This window comes from Ferruginibacter sp. (genome assembly GCF_028288465.1).
Classification (GTDB): Bacteria; Bacteroidota; Bacteroidia; order Chitinophagales; family Chitinophagaceae; genus Ferruginibacter.
On the sequence record NZ_JAQBNR010000051.1, the window covers coordinates 112,746 to 132,183 of the forward strand.

The following is a 19,438-nucleotide window of genomic DNA, read 5'->3' on the forward strand; positions in this document are numbered from 1 at the left end:
ATAAAAATAATTTTCAGGTAACTTTACGCATGCAGCAAAATTCTACAAACGCTTCGACAGATACTTTCTGGGCGCTTAAACCTGAAGATGCTTTCAAAAATATTTCCTGTTCTTCAAATGGACTATCAACAAAGGAAGCCAATGCGAGGCTTAAACAATACGGTAAAAATAGTTTCAAGGCAAAATCAAATTCATCCGCGATTATTCTTTTTCTGTTACAATTTAAAAGTCCTATCACGATTTTGCTGATAGCAGCTGCTTTGTTATCAATGGCGCTGGGTGACATTTCTGACACGGTAATTATTCTGCTGATTATTCTGGTAAGCAGCATACTCGGTTTCTGGCAGGAAAAAGGAGCCGCCAATGCCGTGGAAGAGTTATTAAAAATGGTGCAGATAAAATGCAGGATCGTAAGAGACGAAAAAGAAATGGAACTGCCGGTTGAAAACGCAGTGCCGGGAGATATCATCGTTTTATCCGCAGGAGACGTGATACCTGCTGACAGTTTACTGATAGAATCTAAAGAACTGTTTATTGATGAAGCCGCCTTTACCGGGGAAACATACCCGGTTGAAAAATCGGTAGGCATCGCAGCTGTTGATGCGCCGCTTTCCAAAAGAAGCAATTCACTATTTATGGGCTCGCATGTAATCAGCGGCAGGGCCAAAGCGTTGGTGATAAAAACAGGTAAGCAGACTGAGTTCGGTAAAATATCAGATAAGCTTGGAACAAAAATTCCGGAAACAGATTTTGAAAAAGGTATCCGCCAGTTTGGATACATGCTGATGGAAATTACACTGGTACTGGTGATCATCATCTTTGCCATTAATGTATTGCTGCATAAACCTGCGTTAGATTCCTTTCTATTTTCTCTTGCATTGGCTGTCGGACTTACACCTCAACTGCTGCCCGCCATCATCAGCGTAAATCTTTCTGTCGGTGCCCGGGCTATGGCGAAGCAACAGGTAATTGTAAAGCGGCTTTCTTCTATCGAAAACTTTGGGTGTATGAATATTTTGTGCTCAGATAAAACGGGCACTATCACAGAAGGCAAAGTAACGCTGAAGGATGCGCTGGATATTGAAGGCAATCACTCAGAAAAAACATTGCAATTTGCCTGGTTAAATGCTACGATGCAGCAGGGGTTTAAAAACCCGATTGATGAAGCCATCCGTTCCAGTTACACGGGTGATGGAAAAGGCTTTACCATACAGGCAGAAATACCGTATGACTTTATCAGGAAAAGATTAACCATACAGGTGAAGAACGCCACTGATAATTTTGCTATTACCAAAGGAGCATTGAATTCTATTCTTACTATTTGTGATGAGGCTGAAACAACAGCAGGCGCTATCCCCATGAAAGATAAGCTGGAAGCCATTCGTACAGAATATACCACATTGAGCGCTGCAGGTTTGCGGGTATTGGGTGTAGCCTATAAAAAAGGGTCAGCTGATAAAAATTTTACCCGGGCCGATGAAATCAATATGACTTTCCTGGGTTTTATTACCCTGTTTGATCCGCCTAAAAAAGATGCGCAGCAAACCATTGCCAACCTGCATAATTTAGGTGTATCACTAAAAATAATTACGGGAGATAATGAACTCGTAGCAGCAAGTTTTGCAAAGCAGGTTGGCATGGAAAACCCGGTGATTCTTACAGGTGCACAAATGAGAGAAATGAGCGACAGAGCGCTGTTTGAAAAGGCTCCCCGGACAAATATTTTTGCAGAAGTTGAACCCAATCAAAAGGAACGCATCATTTTGTTTTTGAAAAGATCAGGCAATGTAGTTGGCTTTATGGGCGATGGCATTAACGACGCTCCAGCCTTGCATGCTGCGGATGTGGGCATCTCTGTTAACACGGCGGTAGATGTGGCAAAAGAAGCCGCAGCGATTGTGTTATTGAACCAGGATCTGAATGTTTTGATAACCGGTATCGTTGCAGGGCGAAAGACATTTGCCAATACTATGAAATATATTTTTATGGCCAGCAGCGCCAACTTTGGCAATATGTTTAGTATGGCGGGCGCCTCTTTATTTTTACCGTTTTTGCCCTTGTTACCAAAACAAATATTACTGACCAATTTATTAACCGACTTCCCGGAAATGGCAATTGCTACCGACCGCGTAGATATGGCTTCCGTAAGCAAACCGCAGCGTTGGAATATTAAGTTAATCAAACGATTTATGATTGTATTCGGGCTGTTAAGTTCCGTGTATGACTACCTTACTTTTGGTGTATTGCTTTTATTAATGAAGGAAAATGAAAAAGTATTTCAAACGGGCTGGTTTACAGAGTCAGTTATTTCCGCCACATTGATTGTATTGGTTGTAAGAACGAGACTGCCATTTTTTAAAAGTTTGCCAGGCAAATGGCTTGCTATCGCAACGAGCCTGATTGTGTTGTTTGTATTGTCCATTCCGTTAATGCCTTTCGCAGGTTTATTCGGTTTTGTTCGCCTGCCGTTGTCTTATTATGGATGGATGATGCTGATCATCAGCTGTTATATTATATCTGCCGAGCTGGCAAAGCGATGGTTTTATAAAAAATTACAGAACCAATCCTGACGCTCTATGCAGGGCTTCAGCAACTTTCTGAATATAAAACATGAACCTGCAAAAACAGTTCAGCCAAAATTATTTTATCATGTATTCAGGTATTTATTGGGAACGTTCGCGGGATAATATTCAGTTCCGTAAGCAGCCTTCATCAACAGGGAAACAACAGTATAAATATGCGCCTCGGTGCGCTGGAACTGGCGCAGCAGTCCCATCATCGCGTAGCCGATTGGATTTACCGAAGGAATGAAAGTTTCCCATTCATAGCCCTTGCCCCACACAAGCCCCTTTACCGTACGTAACAGGTCAGCCTTTTGAGAAATCAAATATTGCAATACATCAATGCTCTTATTCGCATCCTGGTTTACTGTATGAAAAATGGGAGTTTGTCCGCCAAAACCATTTTCATCAAGCCCTGCCGTTGCGTTTATATTGGCACCATGTTGTACCAATACTTTCGCACAATCTAAATGGTTGTATTCAGCACAAATGTGCAACAGGGAAGCTTCCCGAAGTGGTGCAAAAGTACAGTCAAAGGAATATCTTTTTAGCAGTGCAGCTTTATCTTCATTTAATTGCATATCCAGCGCAGTTGCATCATCCAGTAAAACTGACAGTAATATTTTGTCTTCGAAATCTACTCCATACTCTACAAAGGCCCGGATGCATTCTTTAAAAAGTGGTCCGCGTGTATACATGTTGATTAAGGAGTAGATAAGCGGTTTACCATCCACCACTTCGTTGGGATTTACCCCGTTCTTGAAACAGGCTTTTATTCCCTCAACCGAATGCAATTCAAAATTGATTATGATTTCCTTTAAGTAATTCATGCGTATTCAGTTTAAAATAGTTGCTGCAATTTGCTGCGTTGAGCGGTTGCAGTTTAAAGGCGCTTTCTTCAATGGTATGTGTTGGCCTGTTAAAATCACTATACGAGATCTAATTCAGCTTCACACCAAATAGCAAGCCAGCATACTATAGTATACGACAGCAATAAATTTGCCGGATATAAACCGTAAAAATACCTTTTGGCAATTCTTCCAATGACAGGGTAAAAAAGAAAACAATATGCCTTAGCAGCCATCTTAAAAAAAGGATTGCCAACCCTTGCGCCTTAAACCATCTTCAACTTAGTTTGTGCAAAGATTGGCAAACCTTTTACGGCCGCATCCTTATGTATTGCGACAATAATAAGATATCGCCTTTAATCTCCTTAAAAAATTAACCGTACTTATTTTACAAGGTCAAATAACTCCTTATCCATTTGTGGCTTTACTTCGCAGGTATTATCCAGGTGCATGGTAGCAGTGCTGGCTGTTGTATAGGCAGGCCAGTCGGGTAATCCCTTGTGATTCGGATTTCCGGTTTTTGCAAAATTGATAAATGCATTGGAAACTTTATCAGCTAAAACATAGGCATCTTTATTTCCACCCGTCATCTCGTTGCAACGTTGAATATTATTGAATACAAAAGGAATTTCCATGCAGTGAATGGCTTTGTATTTACCATCCATCACAGACGATTGCCAGGTGAACAAATACATATAAACAGGTGCCGCATTCAATGCGGATTTTTCATTGGCCTGGCTAACTGCGCCCGGACGAAACATTACATCAACATCCAGTAAATCAATTGGCTTTGTATCGTTGGGATATGCCTTCTTAACGGCGGCCAGGTAGGTGTCTGCTTTATCACCCCGCTGGGTTTTGATTACTTCCTTTATTTTTTCAAGCGACGCGTTGTTCAGGGCGCCGTTTGCAAAAGGGGCGAATTCATTTTTTGTAGTTCCAATCAGCAATGGAATATTTTTTGATAATTCGAACGCTTCTTTTGAAAAGAGCTGGTAGGGAAGGTCTTCGCCATCAATGCTGGGCCCCCAGCTCAGTCCAAAGCCCGGTGCTGATTTACCATCTGCTTTCATTTTATCAGCTACCACTTTAAGGGCCTTTTTACCTGCTTCGCTTAACTGTGCAAACGGTATATGCTGCAGGCTATCCGCCTGGCCAGGCTGCAGGTTCAATGCCTTTAATACTTCTGCAGTAATTAACTGGGTAGTTGCTTTTTCAAGCATATTCGATCTGAACGAACCGCTTTCGTTGATGGCTTTATGAAACAATCCTTTTGCAGATGGCATGGCCATTAAGGTATTCACTTTTGCCCCGCCCCCTGACTGACCGAAGATGGTGACGTTGTTTGGATCGCCGCCAAAATTGGCTATGTTATCCCTTACCCATTCCAAGGCGGCTTTAATATCCAGTATGCTTGCATTGGCTGAGTGTTTGTATTTTTCCCCATATGCAGAAAGATCCAGGAAGCCCAATATATTCAACCGGTGATTAATAGACACCACTACAACATCTCCATTTTTCGCAAGATTTTCACCATCGTAAGAAGGCAGCTCCTGCGATGAACCGGCTGTAAAACCGCCACCGTGAATCCAAAACATAACCGGTCTTTTCTTTGAGTTATCAATACCCTTTGTCCAGATATTTAACCGCAAACAATCTTCGTTTGTATAGCCAAAATCGTGATGAAAAATAAACTCGCCTTCATCCTGAACCGATGTAATGGGGTCGAGTAAAGGCGCAACCGGGCCGTATACCATTGAACTGCGAACACCCTCCCACGGTTTGGGTGGCCGCGGTGATTCAAAGCGGTTGGCTTCCGCATACGGAATGCCTTTGTAAGTATACACGGTGTTGTTAATATATCCCCGCACTTTGCCGGAATTGGTGCTGGTTACCGCAATATTTTCGCCGGTTACCAGCTGGCTGATGGCAGCGTTAGCAATGGCCAACAGGCCTAAAGTAAAAAGAGTGATTTTTTTCATTTGCAATTTTTTAATCGTTACAGGTAATTTATTTTGAAGATAAGCAGAAATGCCAAGCTGCAGGCTTTAAAATTGATGGTCAATTTCATATATCCGTTGCTAACCGCTTATTTATTTTGATTAAACAAGACCAATTTGGAAAAAAAATCTTCCAGTAACAATCCTGTATCCAATGTTGTGTACACCCGTATATTTCTCCCCTTATGGTTTACTTCATACAAACCCTGGCTATTAATCAACGGAGACGGACGCAGTACATAAAAACTTGATGAAGGGTCCGCCTCAAACGACGATTGCAACGCAGTTAACAGCACCAGCGGGCTGTCACCAATAATGTAGGTTTCGCCAACATTGAAATTATATTTAAGGCCCATCTTCATAACGCGTTCAATATCTGCAGTTAGATACGCTCCTATCCTGCCCTGTGTTTTTACCTTGAGCAACAATGATGAGTAAGGCAGCATAACCTGGCGATAAACGTTTCTCGGAATTTGCCAAACATTGATGGCAGACTTATTAAAAATTACCTGCCCTGCTTTAAGATCTATTGCGAGATTATATTCAAGGCTGGTGTAACCCGGGGGAGGTGTTGCCAGTTCCGCATATTCGGGCCCGCCAATCCATATCAATGTTAAACGACTTGCGATGGCAGGCTCTTTTAAATATGCACTTGCAAGATCAGTCAAACCAGCACCGCATACTACGTATAAAGGAAGCTTGGTATCGTCCCGCATGGCTTCTTTAATGATAGCATTTGCTGCATCTGATGGTTGTGCCGTACTATCGTTTTCCAGCGCAACGTTTGATCCCTGGAATACATTAAAACTTTTGCCGGCATTCATAATGTTTAGCACTTCCTCTATTTTCTTTTTTGCATTGGCTGCAGTTTCTCTGGAAGGATCGAAACCATCTCCCGCTCTTAAATGAGACCCTATGATAGCCCGTATTTCAACAGAAGGCGACAGCAGGTGATGCACCAGTTGAAACAAGCCATCGGGATCGCCGCCGAAATCATTGTCGATGATAATTCGCATCCGGGGTTTTACAAGACTATCTGCAAAAAGTTGCGGTGCATGTTGTTGCGCAATAGCAGCGGCTAATGTGCTGCACAAAAAAAGCGTTAATAAAAGGCATTTCTTGTTCACCATGGTTCAATATTTAGATTTAGTGTTGGTGGTCAGTTATAATTGTAAAATGCGCAAGCCGTTAAATGAAGTATTTATGATTTCATATATGGCTGTCTTCGGTTTCAAGGTAAATATTTTTAAGACTAACTCCCTCATTTAAGTTTTTTAAAATTGAAACCTGTTTGCATTAGAAGTCATTTGTGCCACCGGCTAGCCCCTTAAGGTAATGCCTGTATACTTCTGCTTCACCGGCTGCCCACAAAAACACCCCTGAAAAATCAAGGGTTAAAAAATTACCGGCGTTCAACCAAAATCTTGCTGCTGCTTTTACACTTTATAGATAGTCGCAAATCTGCTTAATAAGTACTGATAACGTTTACCGTCAATGTATGTAAAGCCTGCTTTTTAAGAAGGTAACAGGTTATTCAACTATATTACTATTTCCATCAGGATCAAAACTAAATCCCCCGGTCGCATTCATTATTTCTTTACCTGGGTAAGCGCTACTATTTGCGGATCTTCAGCTGTTCCGTAGGTCGCATCTGCCGAAAAAGTGATTACAGGCTCCGACTTGTACATGTAAGCTGTTTTATTGCTGTAATACCTGATGGTAATTTTATTTGTCTCATCGGTTAAGCCCTGTACCAGCACAAAGAACAGATTCTGTTTATCCACCTTTACCACTACTCCTACCCCCCGGCATTCATCATTGATGAAGGCGGCCAGTTGATCATTTTCCATCGCATTGGCAGCAAGTGCTGCAGGCAAAGCAATTACGGCGGTCATAGTGGCCGGGTACTTGCCGGTATCATCTGCTTTCCAGTCTGGTGTTGGGAAAGTAGCGACTTCCTGTACCGGCATGTCTGCGGACTTCTTACTACAGCCGAAGGTTGCAAAGACGAGGGAAATAAACACCATTGCTGATATCCTTTTCATGTCAGATCGTTTTAAGAAGGTTTGCAACAGAACGGTTAGTAACACGTTGCTGCTGCAAACCAAAATGAATGCTGATTTATTGTTTAATCACTTTATCAATATGCGGCACACCATCAATCATCGTGTGAATAAAATATACTCCCGCGCTGCTCATCATGCCACCCGCATTTCTTCCATTCCAGTTGGTTGTGTAACCAGTGCCTGACACTTTCTGTACCGGTTTTGTCAAAATCACCCTTCCGGTTACATCAACAACCGACAGCCGGATTTCATGACTTTCATTAGCAGCCAATCCGCTTAAATTGATGCTGATGTTGGTTGTGTTGTTGAACGGATTTGGATACACGGTGACCGCACCTGCCTGTTTAACAAAATGCAATTCCAATGGCCGGTTCAAGGTACCCATGATGGTGTTGTTATTGTAATTGACAATGGTACTGGATTGTGCGATGATGCTTCCTCCCCTTTCTACCATAAATACCAATGGCTGTTCAGATTCACCACCTATATTGAAGAAGTAACTGAACTTGTTTATCTCAGGATTAAGAATAGGCTTAGCCTTTCCACGCAACTCTCCATTTACATAAGCTATGATGCTGTCACCCTTTCTGAAGTCGAAGTCGGCAGCCACTGTTGCAATAATGGTCATGTTATTGGCATTGCTGAAGTTACCCGGCACAGGCCTTTGGTCAGGATTTACGATACCGCCGCCTGTTATCGGTCTTCCTCCGGAAAGGCTTCCGCTGATTGACGGGTAGAAAAAGGCCGTATCATTTACCCTTGTTCTATATAGCATGTAACCTTTGCCTGGTTCAAGATAATTCAGGCTTCCGATCCAGCCGTTTTGTGCACTGTACATAGCAAACCCTGTCTGTGATTTAATAACGTCCTGGTCAAGTGCCTTATACCCGGACAATGCTTCTTTAATGGTAGCATTCACCTGCGGCAGGTAACTGATGTAATTCCAGCGGGCTCCTTTCAATGGTATGGCCGTGGTGCTAACGTTTACCGGTATGCCGTTTAATGTGAGTAACTGCGCATTGGTGGCTTTTAATTTAAAGAGTGAAATATTGTCAAGGCTCTTTAAAGATCCGGTCCAGCCTGTGCTGGTATAATTGCTGAATCCGGTGAGGTCATTCTTAATTAAGTCATTGCTTGTCCACAAACCATTGGCTAAGGTTGTGCCAACCAGGGTATTGACTGGTATGCTGAGGTTAAAGGATACCCAGTTCCAGTTTTCGTTAACGACCATATCCTGGTACAACATACTGCTGCCATCAAAAATTACAGGCAGGGAAGGTGAACCCACAATGGCATTGCTGGCGAAGTTGACAATAGTAGATGGCGTAGCCCTGAAAGTCTTGCTGGTACTTGACTGCCAGATTCTGAATTCCACGTTGTTGTTTGCCAGGTCATTGCTGAATAGGGTAAGGTATACATACCACAAGTTGCTGGATGCATTGTAAGTGTTGTTGCTAACGCCTACACATTTGCCGTTTACGAACGCAGCCAGCATATCGCCTTTGCTGATAGAGAAAAGATTGTTGAGCCTTATTTTTCCATACACATTCATGTTGTACTGGTAGTCGCCTGGCTTAACAACCCAATTTGGTTTTTTGCCGTTTACCTGCAGGGTTAATTTCAGCGCTTCTGTTTCATTGTTGTCATTGCGCATGAAAATGATCTCTTCATAGCTGCCAATATTCAGTCCGTCATTTACGGTAAAGTCAATAGTCAGATTACCCTTTGGATCAACTGTTCCGGTAAGCGGATCTGCTTTCAGCCAGGAAGGCAGGTTGGACAATGTAAAGTGTTGTGAACTTCCGCCACTGTTTACCAGGTGGCTTTCAAAACTCAATGGCGCATTTACTTCCTTCACCAGGTTGATTTCCTTATCGCTCCATTTCAGTTGATTCTGATCTATATAAGCTGTCCAGGTAACAGGCGATAAAATCTTGTTGCCATTCATATCGCGTACATTCTTTGATTGAAATGTGATGACGGTTTTATCGATCGATTGTTTTGGCTCCTGCATATTAATGATGAGCGCATCGTTGTTCACCACAAAATCAAAGTTGAGGTTAGCAACAGGGCCATGATCTTTCATTGGTGCTGCCTCATCGCTGGCCACAGCATTCACCAAAACTGCGTCAGGTACAACAGCATTCACGTCTTCCTGTACTTTTAAATCCTTCGGTGAAAAATACAGGCTGGTATTGCCCTGGAACATTTCATAATTCTCAAACGGGTAGTACGCCATCAGTCCGAATTCGTTACCCATCAAACGTACATTGTTATTCTTTGATATCAGTGTTTGGTTCATGTAAGTGTTCCATATCCTGAATTCATCAATGTAGCCTTTAAAATAGCGGTCAAATTTTGGTACTGTTGTGGCATCTGCACTGTACCAGGTTCTAACACCCAGGTAAGTAACAGCTGCTGCAATTCCTCCCAGGTTTTTGGCGTCAGAAAACTGGTTTAGCACACCATCTACCAATAGTTGCGCACTGCCTGAATTTCGGTTGACTGCAACCGCTACATGATGCCAGCTGTTATCAAGATAATTACCAGTGGCCTGTATTTTAAATCCGTTGTTCTGGAACGTGAGCAGGCCGCTTTCAAAACCAAGGTTGAACAGGTTAAGCGAGCCGCCGAACTCCGTACCATCGCCTTTACCATTACTGGCCAGCGTGCTGTTTGATTGTGTGGCATCGCCTTTAAACCACAGCTCTATCGTATAATCCATGGCAGCCAGCACGGGTGCAAATGATGTGTTCAGTTTCGCATAGCCGTTACCGTTGAGGCTGATGGCTTTGCCGGCAGGTGTGCTCCACAATCCATTCAGTGCAGCGTTGGAACCATGTGCCTTATCGAATGCAACCAAACCCTTTCCTTCATTCATCGGGTAATATGCCAGCAATGAATTTTCAGCACCCGATAACATACTTAAACTATTCACCTGAAGTTTGATCGAATTGAGTGTATCATTCCATATCCTGGCCTCGTGCACCTTGCCGGAGAAGTAACTGTTCTGCTTGCTGATACTACGGCCATACTCGATGTGCCCTGTACCGGTATATGGATTCACCGGTGCAGCATGTATCATCTCAACAAAATTATAAAACGCGGATACGGTTTTACTCTTATCATTGTATACCATGGCCACATGTGCCCATTCGCCTGGTTTATAGTCGTAGGCTGAAGTACTTTTTATTACAGTGCTACCTACCGTAATCTGCATTTTATTGTCGGCTGTCAATGACAGTTCCAATGATTCAATGGCACTACCATGACTGAATAAAGTTTGGTCGGCCTGTTTTGAAGGAAGTATCCACATTTCAGTGGTGATGCTTTTTCCGGTGAAACATTTTTCAAATTCTGTTCCGAGGTAATTGGAGGCACCATCCAATTTTACACTCACTGCATGATCGCCTTTTACGCCATTGCGGATGCCGGTAACCTGGAAGTCGCTGTTGGTTAAAAGACCGGCAGCAATTGTTTCATTAAAGTTCAGCCTTATATCGTCGTTTACACTTAACACGCCATCTGCCGGTTGCGGTGTACCAAACAAACGCGGGTTATACGTATCTTTTATACCGGTGATGAGGTTAGATTCCGTGGTAACAAAACCTGCACCCACTTTACAATAACTCACCGCCTGCACATCATAATTCTGGTCGTTGAAAGATCCATCATCCATTACAAAATTATAAATGATGCCGGATGCGTTGGTGATGAATTGCTTCTCACCCTGTGCGGCTTTCATCTTAACCGAATCCGAATAAAACTTTATAGCCGTGATCCAGGTACTGGAAGACGTGGGCTTGTATTGCAATTCTATGTGATCAAACAAACTGTTGGTCACATCAAACTGGTCTACGATAATCGGCAGATAACGCCTGCCCTGCGCATTGACCGGCGACTCGGAATTAAGCACCCATTTGTCTTTAGGCGATTTGATATTGATATCCGAACAGGAAGGAATAAAGTGTGCTGAAACGAGCACGGTATCGGCAATGTTCGACCGGTAGCCGGTAGGATCGTACTGGCAACTGGAATGCAGCAATATCTGGATGTTGTTATAATCCATAGCATTGGGGCCCCTTGTTATGGTCAATACTTTAGTGATGCTTTCACCATATTGTAAATACACCGCACGGCCTGCGCCTCCTATCGGGCTGCCGTCTACTGCAATCGTAGCGCCTTTTATTGAATCGTTGTCAACATAGCCGATTACAAATGTTGCCGGCAGTTTGGCTTCTGATTCGTTGCGCAATGTCAGGTTGTAAGTGGCTTTGCGGCTGGAGGGTACATCATTTACAACCGGGTTGTCCACTATCAAAACCGGTACTTCAATGCGTTGTGTAGGCTGATCGATTAACGTGCCCGGCTGATAATATTTGGAAATGGTAGCCGCTTCATAAGGGCAGCCACTCACGCCACCTTTGGTATGAAACACGAGGCTGTTATCGGCGGCTTTGTTCAAATCGATACTAAAATAATCATCGGTGCCTTCGGAGATAAGGTTAAAGCCCAATGTTGTACTTGTTTCCGTGCTGCTGCCGACACTGCCTCCCTGGTCGGTTCCTATCGACTCCGTGTATTTAAATTCCATTCCGATTCCATTAATTTTTACAGTGCTGGAATTACCGCCCTGGTACGCAATAATAAAATTAAAAGCGTTTTCTTTTGTTTCGTTGATGGTGGTAGTGGTTGAATATTCTATCGGGCTACCCGCGTGGAAAGAGTAGTTTTGAATCAGGGAAGATTCCAATTTTGCTTTTTCATTATCGGCCATTCTTTTTTCCCAGTTGGCTACATATTGGTTCAGGATCATGATGGTATCCGTGCGGTATTGCGAGCCCGCAGGAAACAATATCCGGTAGCTTTTTCCATTATCAAACGCATCGGTTTTGGCAGTTGGTCCAAACGCGGTCGTATCATTGTTTGACTTGGCAAAATTGGTATCGTCATTAGCGAGTTTAGAAATATACACTGGTTTTTGTTTGCTGTCAGCCAGGGATTGGGCATCCGCTAAGGAAGTGCCAAGCGGTAACAGCGCAATGTTCCTTATATTGATAAGATTCGGAATCAACACCTTTTCAATATGCTGTTGTGGAAAGGCAAATAAGGTTCCGAATGTTTCACCAACATTAATCCCGGCCCTTTGAATAACAATGTAGGTACTGGTGGGTGAAGACTGAAACAATAAAATATCGGATGCCTTCAGGTTAGTTCTTTTAATGATGGTGATGTTATTGCTTTGTCCGTAAGTTATGTTGGTTGAATACCCAATAAATACATCCGCTACAGGACCAACAAATAAGGGGTCATCACTTGTTTGAAACTTTGTTGTAAGTGTGGTGGATGACTCTTTGGTACTGGTGTTGGAGTAGTGCTCTTCGTGATGAATGCCAATACTGGCACCGGTAGATGCTACCGCGGAGTTGATAACTCCTACGCCAAAGCCGGTAAATGTTACAAGCTCAGCACCCAGTTTTTGAGTCAGGTCTAGGTCGCCCACCTGGTCAACCTTACCGCTATAGGTGGTTGAATTAGTAATGGTAGATCCCTTTTCGGCATAAGAGAAACTTTTGGAGCCCGGAGGATCACGCAGCACCATTAATACTTTATCTGGTCCCGCTGTAACAAAATCAGTACCTGTCAATTTTCCTCCAATTACAAAGCCTTTCAGTTGTGGATCACCAAACCATGTCCAGTTGATCGTAGTTGCTTCTCCAAAACGAATACTGGTGGATAAATCTTTTATGCCCTGCGTTGCGGGGCTTGGATCGCCTGCTGTAAATACATATTGGGCCATTCCTTTGTCATCCAGCCTGAATGTATCGGGTGCCACCGTACCATTGCGTATCCTGTTTAATACAGATACAAAACCGTCACTTGTAGGTACATTATCCAACACATTTTTGCCGCCAACCTGCTGTATCACCGGCACACCATTTACCACACTGGCATAAAACGGATATTGCTCAAAAGCTTTGACACCGAAAGTATATTGCTGATTTTGAATGAACACGGGGTTTCCAAAATTATAGATGGCTTTTACTGTACCCGTGGTATCCACAACAACAACGTTCTCTTTCTGACCCGTAAGCGATACGGATTCATAATCCAGGTTACCAAAATACGGCAAGCCTTTACCGTTATTATCCTGTTGTAAAATTTCTACCGAAGGTGTAACGCGTTTGATAAATTTATACGATGCGTTATACGTAAGGCTATCAAAATAGTTATTTGTATCGTAGGCGTTTTGACTGTTTAGTGTTGAATCAGCATAATGGCGGACCGAGCTTTGCACACTGAATTTATCGATGAAGTCCAGCAGCACAGGTTTACCATTTAATATATCGCCCCAACCAGTAACATTTACTGCAGAAGCAATAAATTTTACCGGGATAAGATCGGCCACGAATTCACCTGTTAAAGAATCCGGAGTGATAACAATGCTGTTGGTATTGTAGGTAACTTTTGTTTTATGAATTTTTGATGAGTCTGTTACATTTGAAGGCAACAGGTGATTGACTGCAACGGTTCGGATTGTCGGAGATGTGTTTAATGAATACTTATTTCCCGTAGGTAACAGTAAGGTTATGCTGACAGCTTTGCCCAGGTTGTTGACTGAAACGGAATGACCAAGCGGCAAATCCTGTTGAATAGCTCCACCGGCAACCCTGCCTATAAAACGAATGGTGGTGGTATCTGTCAAACTAAGTCCGGCGATATTATCCTGGTAGTTTAAATTGTGACCATCTTTATCGGTAACTTTTCCATCATTGGCAAATGCGTGATTGGCTTTAACCGTTTTTACTTCGTGCGTACCGACCGGCACGAATATGCTGAACCGTCCATTTTCATCTGTTTCTAAAATGGTGCCGTTGCTTTGTTGCGCATACTGTCCGTCAATTTTAAACTGAACGCCAGGTACCGGCACGGTGCTGTTTTTATAATACACAAATCCGGAAACGGCGAAGGACGACTTGTCCTTAAAATCAACCGTAAATTGGGTAGATGATGGTGAGATGAGCCTGTTAACAGATACCGGATCAAATTGGTGTGTACCTTTTAACGGTACAATGGTATAAGTAGTACCATTGCCAGTGTAGGGTATGCCGGCTATAAAATAATTGCCTGAAAGATCTGTATATGACTTCAGTGCAAGCTGATCGGCGGTCGGTATAATACCCGACCGCGTAACATCAGCCACGCTCATAGTTCCGTTATTTCTGTTGTAATTTTCTCCATGAAACGACAGGTCATAAAACTGGTCTTTGATCGCCTCGTCAAACCGCCAGTACGCTGCCAGACCGGTTTCATCGCCACTAAACAAACGTGTTTGGTTTTTAATTGCATTAGCTTGTGAAATGGCTATATTGTAAATACGCATTTCATCTATGTATCCTTTGAATTGTTGCGTGGTGAGGCCACGGCCTATGTACACTTTCTTGTCGGGAACCGATGCACTGTAGGGCGCCGCAATTTTACCAATCACCGTATTGTTCAGCATGATAAACAAGGAATCTTTGGTATGAATACCGGTAACATGAACAAATATATTAGCTGCGTTGCTATAGGTTCCTGTTGCACTGATTCCTTTGTAAGAAAAGAATAATTTTCCCGCAGCGTCAAAACCCAGCGCATACTGGTTGTTTCTGTAAAAAATAGTTTGGTTGGCAGGGTTGGTAACATCCGGCTTTATCCATGCTTCAATAGTAAAGGAAGAGTCGGAAAATGGCGCAGTTGTACTATCCAGTTGCAGGTAACTATTCGCTGTTCCATTCAGGTATACACTTTTACCCAACTGCACCTGATCGTTGCTTTGCAGCCGAACGGATACATCCTGAACAGCCTGGCCGTTTTCGTAAGTAATACGGCCGTATATATTGCCGGTAGGGCTCCTGAAGCCAACGCCAGCCAATGTTTCTTTGGAGAACACGGTTGTGTTGTTACATTTTACAGCACCTATTACCTGGTACGTATAATACACACCGGGCGTTCCTTTTGCATCATCGGTTTGGTACTCACTGTTGGTGGAACCTGGTACTGTTGCCATTTGTACAAAATTGGTAGTTCCATAAACAGCACGTTTTATAATGAAGTTATCAAAGCTGCCATTCGTTGACCAACGCAGCTCCGTTCTGTCAGGAAAATATCCTTTTGAAACGTCCAGTTTAACAAGCGAACCAATTTCGGTTGGCAATATTTCATTGGGTATCTGCACCGGCGCAAAGGCAGTGAAACTGGAGCCAACAGGCGGTACTACCTGCAGGGTATAATTATAACTGTTGCAGGTAGAAATTTGTACATCGCTGTAAGTGCCCTTATCAAAATCAGCCTTATTAAGTCGTATTTCACTTTGAGTTTTTGCTGTGTTATTGATGCGGGTGATAATAAATGTTGATCCCGGCAACCAGGCTGTCGCCAACGGGTTCCATGTAAGCACGGCTGTTTTGCTGTTTTGTAAAACAGCGGTAGCAGTTAAAGGAATAGTTGTAAAAGCAACGGCAGTGGTGGCCTGTTTTGCAAGCTCCCAGTTAAAGCCCGTATGGGCCCTTGCCACCCTGAAATACATCTGCGGTGAAAGGTTGTTATCAACAACATAACTAAACGATGCCTGGGCCGGATCATAATCATAACTTACTTCTCTTGCATCCGTAAAATTGGCATTGTTGGCCACCTGTATTTTAAATTTGTCGTTGATAAAATTGGTTCCGCTTACCGGGTCGATGGTCCACGAAAAAGTTACTTTTTGAGCGACAGGATCATAAGCAGCTGCCGCGGTTTTTGGAAAGGTAAAAGCAGGTACCGCAACTGGTATGGAACTGTTGTACCACCTTTCGTTATACGCCAGTTGCTGGTAATAATAATTTTTTGCAACGTTCAATGCAGGCAGTTGGTTGGAGCCGCTGGTAGCCACCGGCAGGTATCCTGTCAGGCGTTTGTCTTGTGGGGGACTTGACTCATTTATAACCATATTGCTAATTCTGTCAATGTCACCGAGGCTTGTTTTGGTATAGCTAAATATGGCTTTCGGTTCAAAAACGCCGTTGTTTTGAACCGTAGCAAAATCAACTGTCGGCGTATTGATTGCCGTAAACTGTGGAATGGCGATATCTTTTGTATCAGAGCCAATATACCAGTCATGATTGCCGCAACAAATTTCGCCCCACATTTCAAAGTCAATCTTTATGGCTTTAATATTTTTCATATTGTTATCGAGGTACAGGTCAATGTATCGTATCTGTGCATTATCTACCTGTATGGTATTCGACACCTGGTTATAAGGTGGCAAAAAGTTGGTATAGGCTACCGTGCTCTGACTATTACCAAACTGAAAAAAAGGAGTCCAGTTAACGCGGTCCGTTGTGAATGAAAGCGTTGCACTTCGAAGGTATGCCATGTAGTGGCTGAGCGCCTGCATCCAGTAATCCGGGTGGTGCGCAAACGTTTCAATATGAAGGGAACCATTGGTGATATTAAAACTCACTTTGAATTGGGAAGCTGCAGAAGCAGCGCCAGTTCTGGATTGCGCCCACATAGTTTGGGCTTCCAATGTGACCGACGTACAAAAAAAGATGCTTAACAAAAGCATTGTTCTGAGTAGTTTGCCAATACGCTTGTTACATGCTGCATCTCTGTGTTGACGTACTGCCGGTGTGTGGTTTGTAAATACTAAGCTCATTGGGGGTGTATTTTGGTTTGATTAAAAGAAAGGGGTATATCTGGCTATGCGTATTCAGGCTATCATATAATAGCGGCTGGCAAACACTCAGATAATAGACATGGTGACAGTAATTCTTGTTGGAAGCAGACGTAAATTTCGGAGCTTTCAGTAGGGGGCGGTCAGGTATCAACAAAGTGCTTTACTTTTTTTGCACTTCCTGATATTCATTTCACGTGCAGGTACAGGCGAGTTTTCAGCCTGCATCTTTGGAAATATTCATTCATATCATTGAGTGTATATTGCCTGGTCAATATCTTATTGAAGGAGTTTTATACAATGACTGAATAAAAATACTGTTAGTAGACAAGACAACAACAACAGCAGGGACGAACAGGGCTTAAAACTGTCCCAAAGCAGGGTATTATTTATCAGGGGTGATTCAATTAAAACTGCTCACGTGCAGGACGGTTTTAAAAACAAATTATTCGTCCGCTGGTTAGAATTGTACGGCCGAATTATATGCTATTTTCAAAATCAAGTTTATCCCTTCATTGCATTTACAAAAGATCATACTTGCTTGCAATGCCGGAAATCAGGTATAATTCAACGCGGCATATTGAGGCTCTGCTATCCGGGAGGGTAATGCTTCTTTTTTAATCGGAATATTTTTATATACTGTTTCAGAAAAGAATAAAAGATTTAAACCTGTTCGTGGTAAAAAATACCAAGCTGAACCTTGTTAGCTTCGTTGGAGTTTTTCTTGTAATCTGCTTCAACTTCATTGACTTAGATTGTAATCCGGTTATATCAATTAGCTCCATTATAACAGCTGAATGATCTTCGCAGGCTTTTACTATTTAAAAATCTGACTGTTGATTTTGTGCGTTTAAGCTGCTCATTGTTGCCATTGCCAACATGTTTGAAGTGATGAATAATTGTCTCATTTTTTTATTTATTTAATGAGGCAAATTCCAACTTCAATAATGGATAAACGATGACCCAGGTTAAGCCTTTTGTATTTTAACAATCCGGTGAAAAGGTAAAACAAAAGATAAATGACTACCGCCTCAAACCGCGGCAACTTGACGCAAACCTTACGACAATGGAAAAGTTTAGTTGTTTGAAGATGTACTTGCGTCAGGTACTCCTGCATTCCTATAAAAGTAAAAACACAGGGAAATTTTTATTTTGGTGTTGCTGTTTCTTCCAGGATCCTATATTTTGCTATCTGAATACATCTTCCACTTTCATTGTGCTTATTCTCCGGACACTCAGAGGCAAGGGCCTTCTTGCGGGCCTCGTCTTTGGTAAAATTCAGAATGCTTTCCCATGTAGGCTGCAGTTCGTCATCGTATATACTTTCATCAAGTGCTTCCAGAAAGAAATGCGTAAAAAATCCCCCCTCTGTTGGGGTTCCGCCGGCAAGTTCTGTGGAGTCTGAGGCCGTAGCGATGATGGATAGCGGGTTATCTGGCATAAAAAGGTTATCAAAATCCTTCGTGTCATTTTCCATTTCATCGGGTTTCGGCGGTTGTCGTTTACGTTTGGTCATCTTCTCTGCGGAACCGGCCCTGGCTCCGGGAACCGAATTGCAGCAATCGCTTAAAACAATATTAACGCCGGCTCCCATTTTTACGATGGGGTTAAATATATCTTCCTCCAGGCTCAGGTTGGCAGTGGCCGTATTTTGATCATCGGGTGTTTTTAACCACATCCGGGGATAAACACTTGTATCGTTTTGAAACCGAAATCCATGACCGCTGAAATAAAATACCACGATATCTGCCTTGGTTGGCGCCATTGATTTTAGCCAGATATTGATAGCATAGCTTACTGCAGCTTTACTATATTGTTTGCCTTTAATTACTTTTGGAACTAGAGTAACCATATCAAGCCACGAAGAAAAATCTTCAAAGCTGGCTGTTATTTCTTCAAGGTCTGTTTCACATCTTTGTCCAATAATTTCATCATCTGAATCAATTACTGTTATTAAAAACAGCCTGGCTTTGTCATCGCTTTTATGCTTTTTGATAACATCCCCGGATGCAAAGTAATTGCTATAACCGCCCGCATGCACCGGTAAGCAACATACAAGCATTATCAATCCTACAAAGTAATTTTTAAAAGGCCTGGCAAAGCGGTAAATCGTTTTTTTATTCATAAAAAATAGTGTTTAAACCTGCACCCAAATTAATTGATAACAACAGTTGGCGCCGCAAAAATAAACAGCTTGTTTGCTATCAGAAAATATCAGCTGCAATTGTTTGTAATAAAAAAACGTCGTATAAATGGAGGAATTAAA

The 19,438-nt window shown here is 42.6% G+C and carries 7 protein-coding genes; 1 reads left to right on the top strand and 6 read right to left on the bottom strand.

Annotated elements, in window-relative coordinates:
- The first annotated feature begins 29 nt into the window (after nucleotides 1–29).
- Nucleotides 30–2,570, top strand: a complete 2,541-nt coding sequence (gene mgtA, locus JWR61_RS20035; RefSeq protein WP_301929499.1) for a magnesium-translocating P-type ATPase — start codon at nucleotides 30–32, stop codon at nucleotides 2,568–2,570.
- Between the two features lie 77 nt (nucleotides 2,571–2,647).
- Here mgtA and JWR61_RS20040 read toward each other — a convergent pair whose 3' ends face one another.
- From JWR61_RS20040 to JWR61_RS20065, 6 genes are all read right to left on the bottom strand, one after another.
- Nucleotides 2,648–3,391: an ankyrin repeat domain-containing protein gene (locus JWR61_RS20040; protein ID WP_301929500.1), complete on the bottom strand. Its 744-nt coding sequence runs from the start codon at nucleotides 3,389–3,391 to the stop codon at nucleotides 2,648–2,650.
- A 401-nt stretch (nucleotides 3,392–3,792) separates the two neighbouring features.
- Nucleotides 3,793–5,391: a carboxylesterase/lipase family protein gene (locus tag JWR61_RS20045; protein WP_301929501.1), complete on the bottom strand. Its 1,599-nt coding sequence runs from the start codon at nucleotides 5,389–5,391 to the stop codon at nucleotides 3,793–3,795.
- A 107-nt stretch (nucleotides 5,392–5,498) separates the two neighbouring features.
- A complete protein-coding gene (locus JWR61_RS20050) occupies nucleotides 5,499–6,539 on the bottom strand; it encodes a nucleoside hydrolase (RefSeq protein WP_301929502.1) in 1,041 nt (346 codons plus the stop codon).
- Nucleotides 6,540–6,998: 459 nt separating this feature from the next.
- A complete protein-coding gene (locus tag JWR61_RS20055; RefSeq protein WP_301929503.1) occupies nucleotides 6,999–7,454 on the bottom strand; it encodes a hypothetical protein in 456 nt (151 codons plus the stop codon).
- 76 nt (nucleotides 7,455–7,530) lie between these two features.
- On the bottom strand, nucleotides 7,531–17,154 hold the full coding sequence (locus tag JWR61_RS20060) for a LamG-like jellyroll fold domain-containing protein (RefSeq protein ID WP_301929504.1): 9,624 nt from the start codon (nucleotides 17,152–17,154) through the stop codon (nucleotides 7,531–7,533).
- 1,165 nt (nucleotides 17,155–18,319) lie between these two features.
- Nucleotides 18,320–19,297 carry a caspase family protein gene (locus JWR61_RS20065; RefSeq protein ID WP_301929505.1) on the bottom strand — a complete coding sequence of 326 codons (978 nt, stop codon included), beginning with the start codon at nucleotides 19,295–19,297 and terminating at the stop codon, nucleotides 18,320–18,322.
- Between the last annotated feature and the right edge of the window lie 141 nt (nucleotides 19,298–19,438).

Bases quoted from the DNA above. Each gene is read 5' to 3' on its own strand.
- mgtA (WP_301929499.1), top strand. From the start codon at position 30: ATGCAGCAAAATTCTACAAACGCTTCGACAGATACTTTCTGGGCGCTT.
- JWR61_RS20040 (WP_301929500.1), bottom strand. From the start codon at position 3,391: ATGAATTACTTAAAGGAAATCATAATCAATTTTGAATTGCATTCGGTT.
- JWR61_RS20045 (WP_301929501.1), bottom strand. From the start codon at position 5,391: ATGAAAAAAATCACTCTTTTTACTTTAGGCCTGTTGGCCATTGCTAAC.
- JWR61_RS20050 (WP_301929502.1), bottom strand. From the start codon at position 6,539: ATGGTGAACAAGAAATGCCTTTTATTAACGCTTTTTTTGTGCAGCACA.
- JWR61_RS20055 (WP_301929503.1), bottom strand. From the start codon at position 7,454: ATGAAAAGGATATCAGCAATGGTGTTTATTTCCCTCGTCTTTGCAACC.
- JWR61_RS20060 (WP_301929504.1), bottom strand. From the start codon at position 17,154: ATGAGCTTAGTATTTACAAACCACACACCGGCAGTACGTCAACACAGA.
- JWR61_RS20065 (WP_301929505.1), bottom strand. From the start codon at position 19,297: ATGAATAAAAAAACGATTTACCGCTTTGCCAGGCCTTTTAAAAATTAC.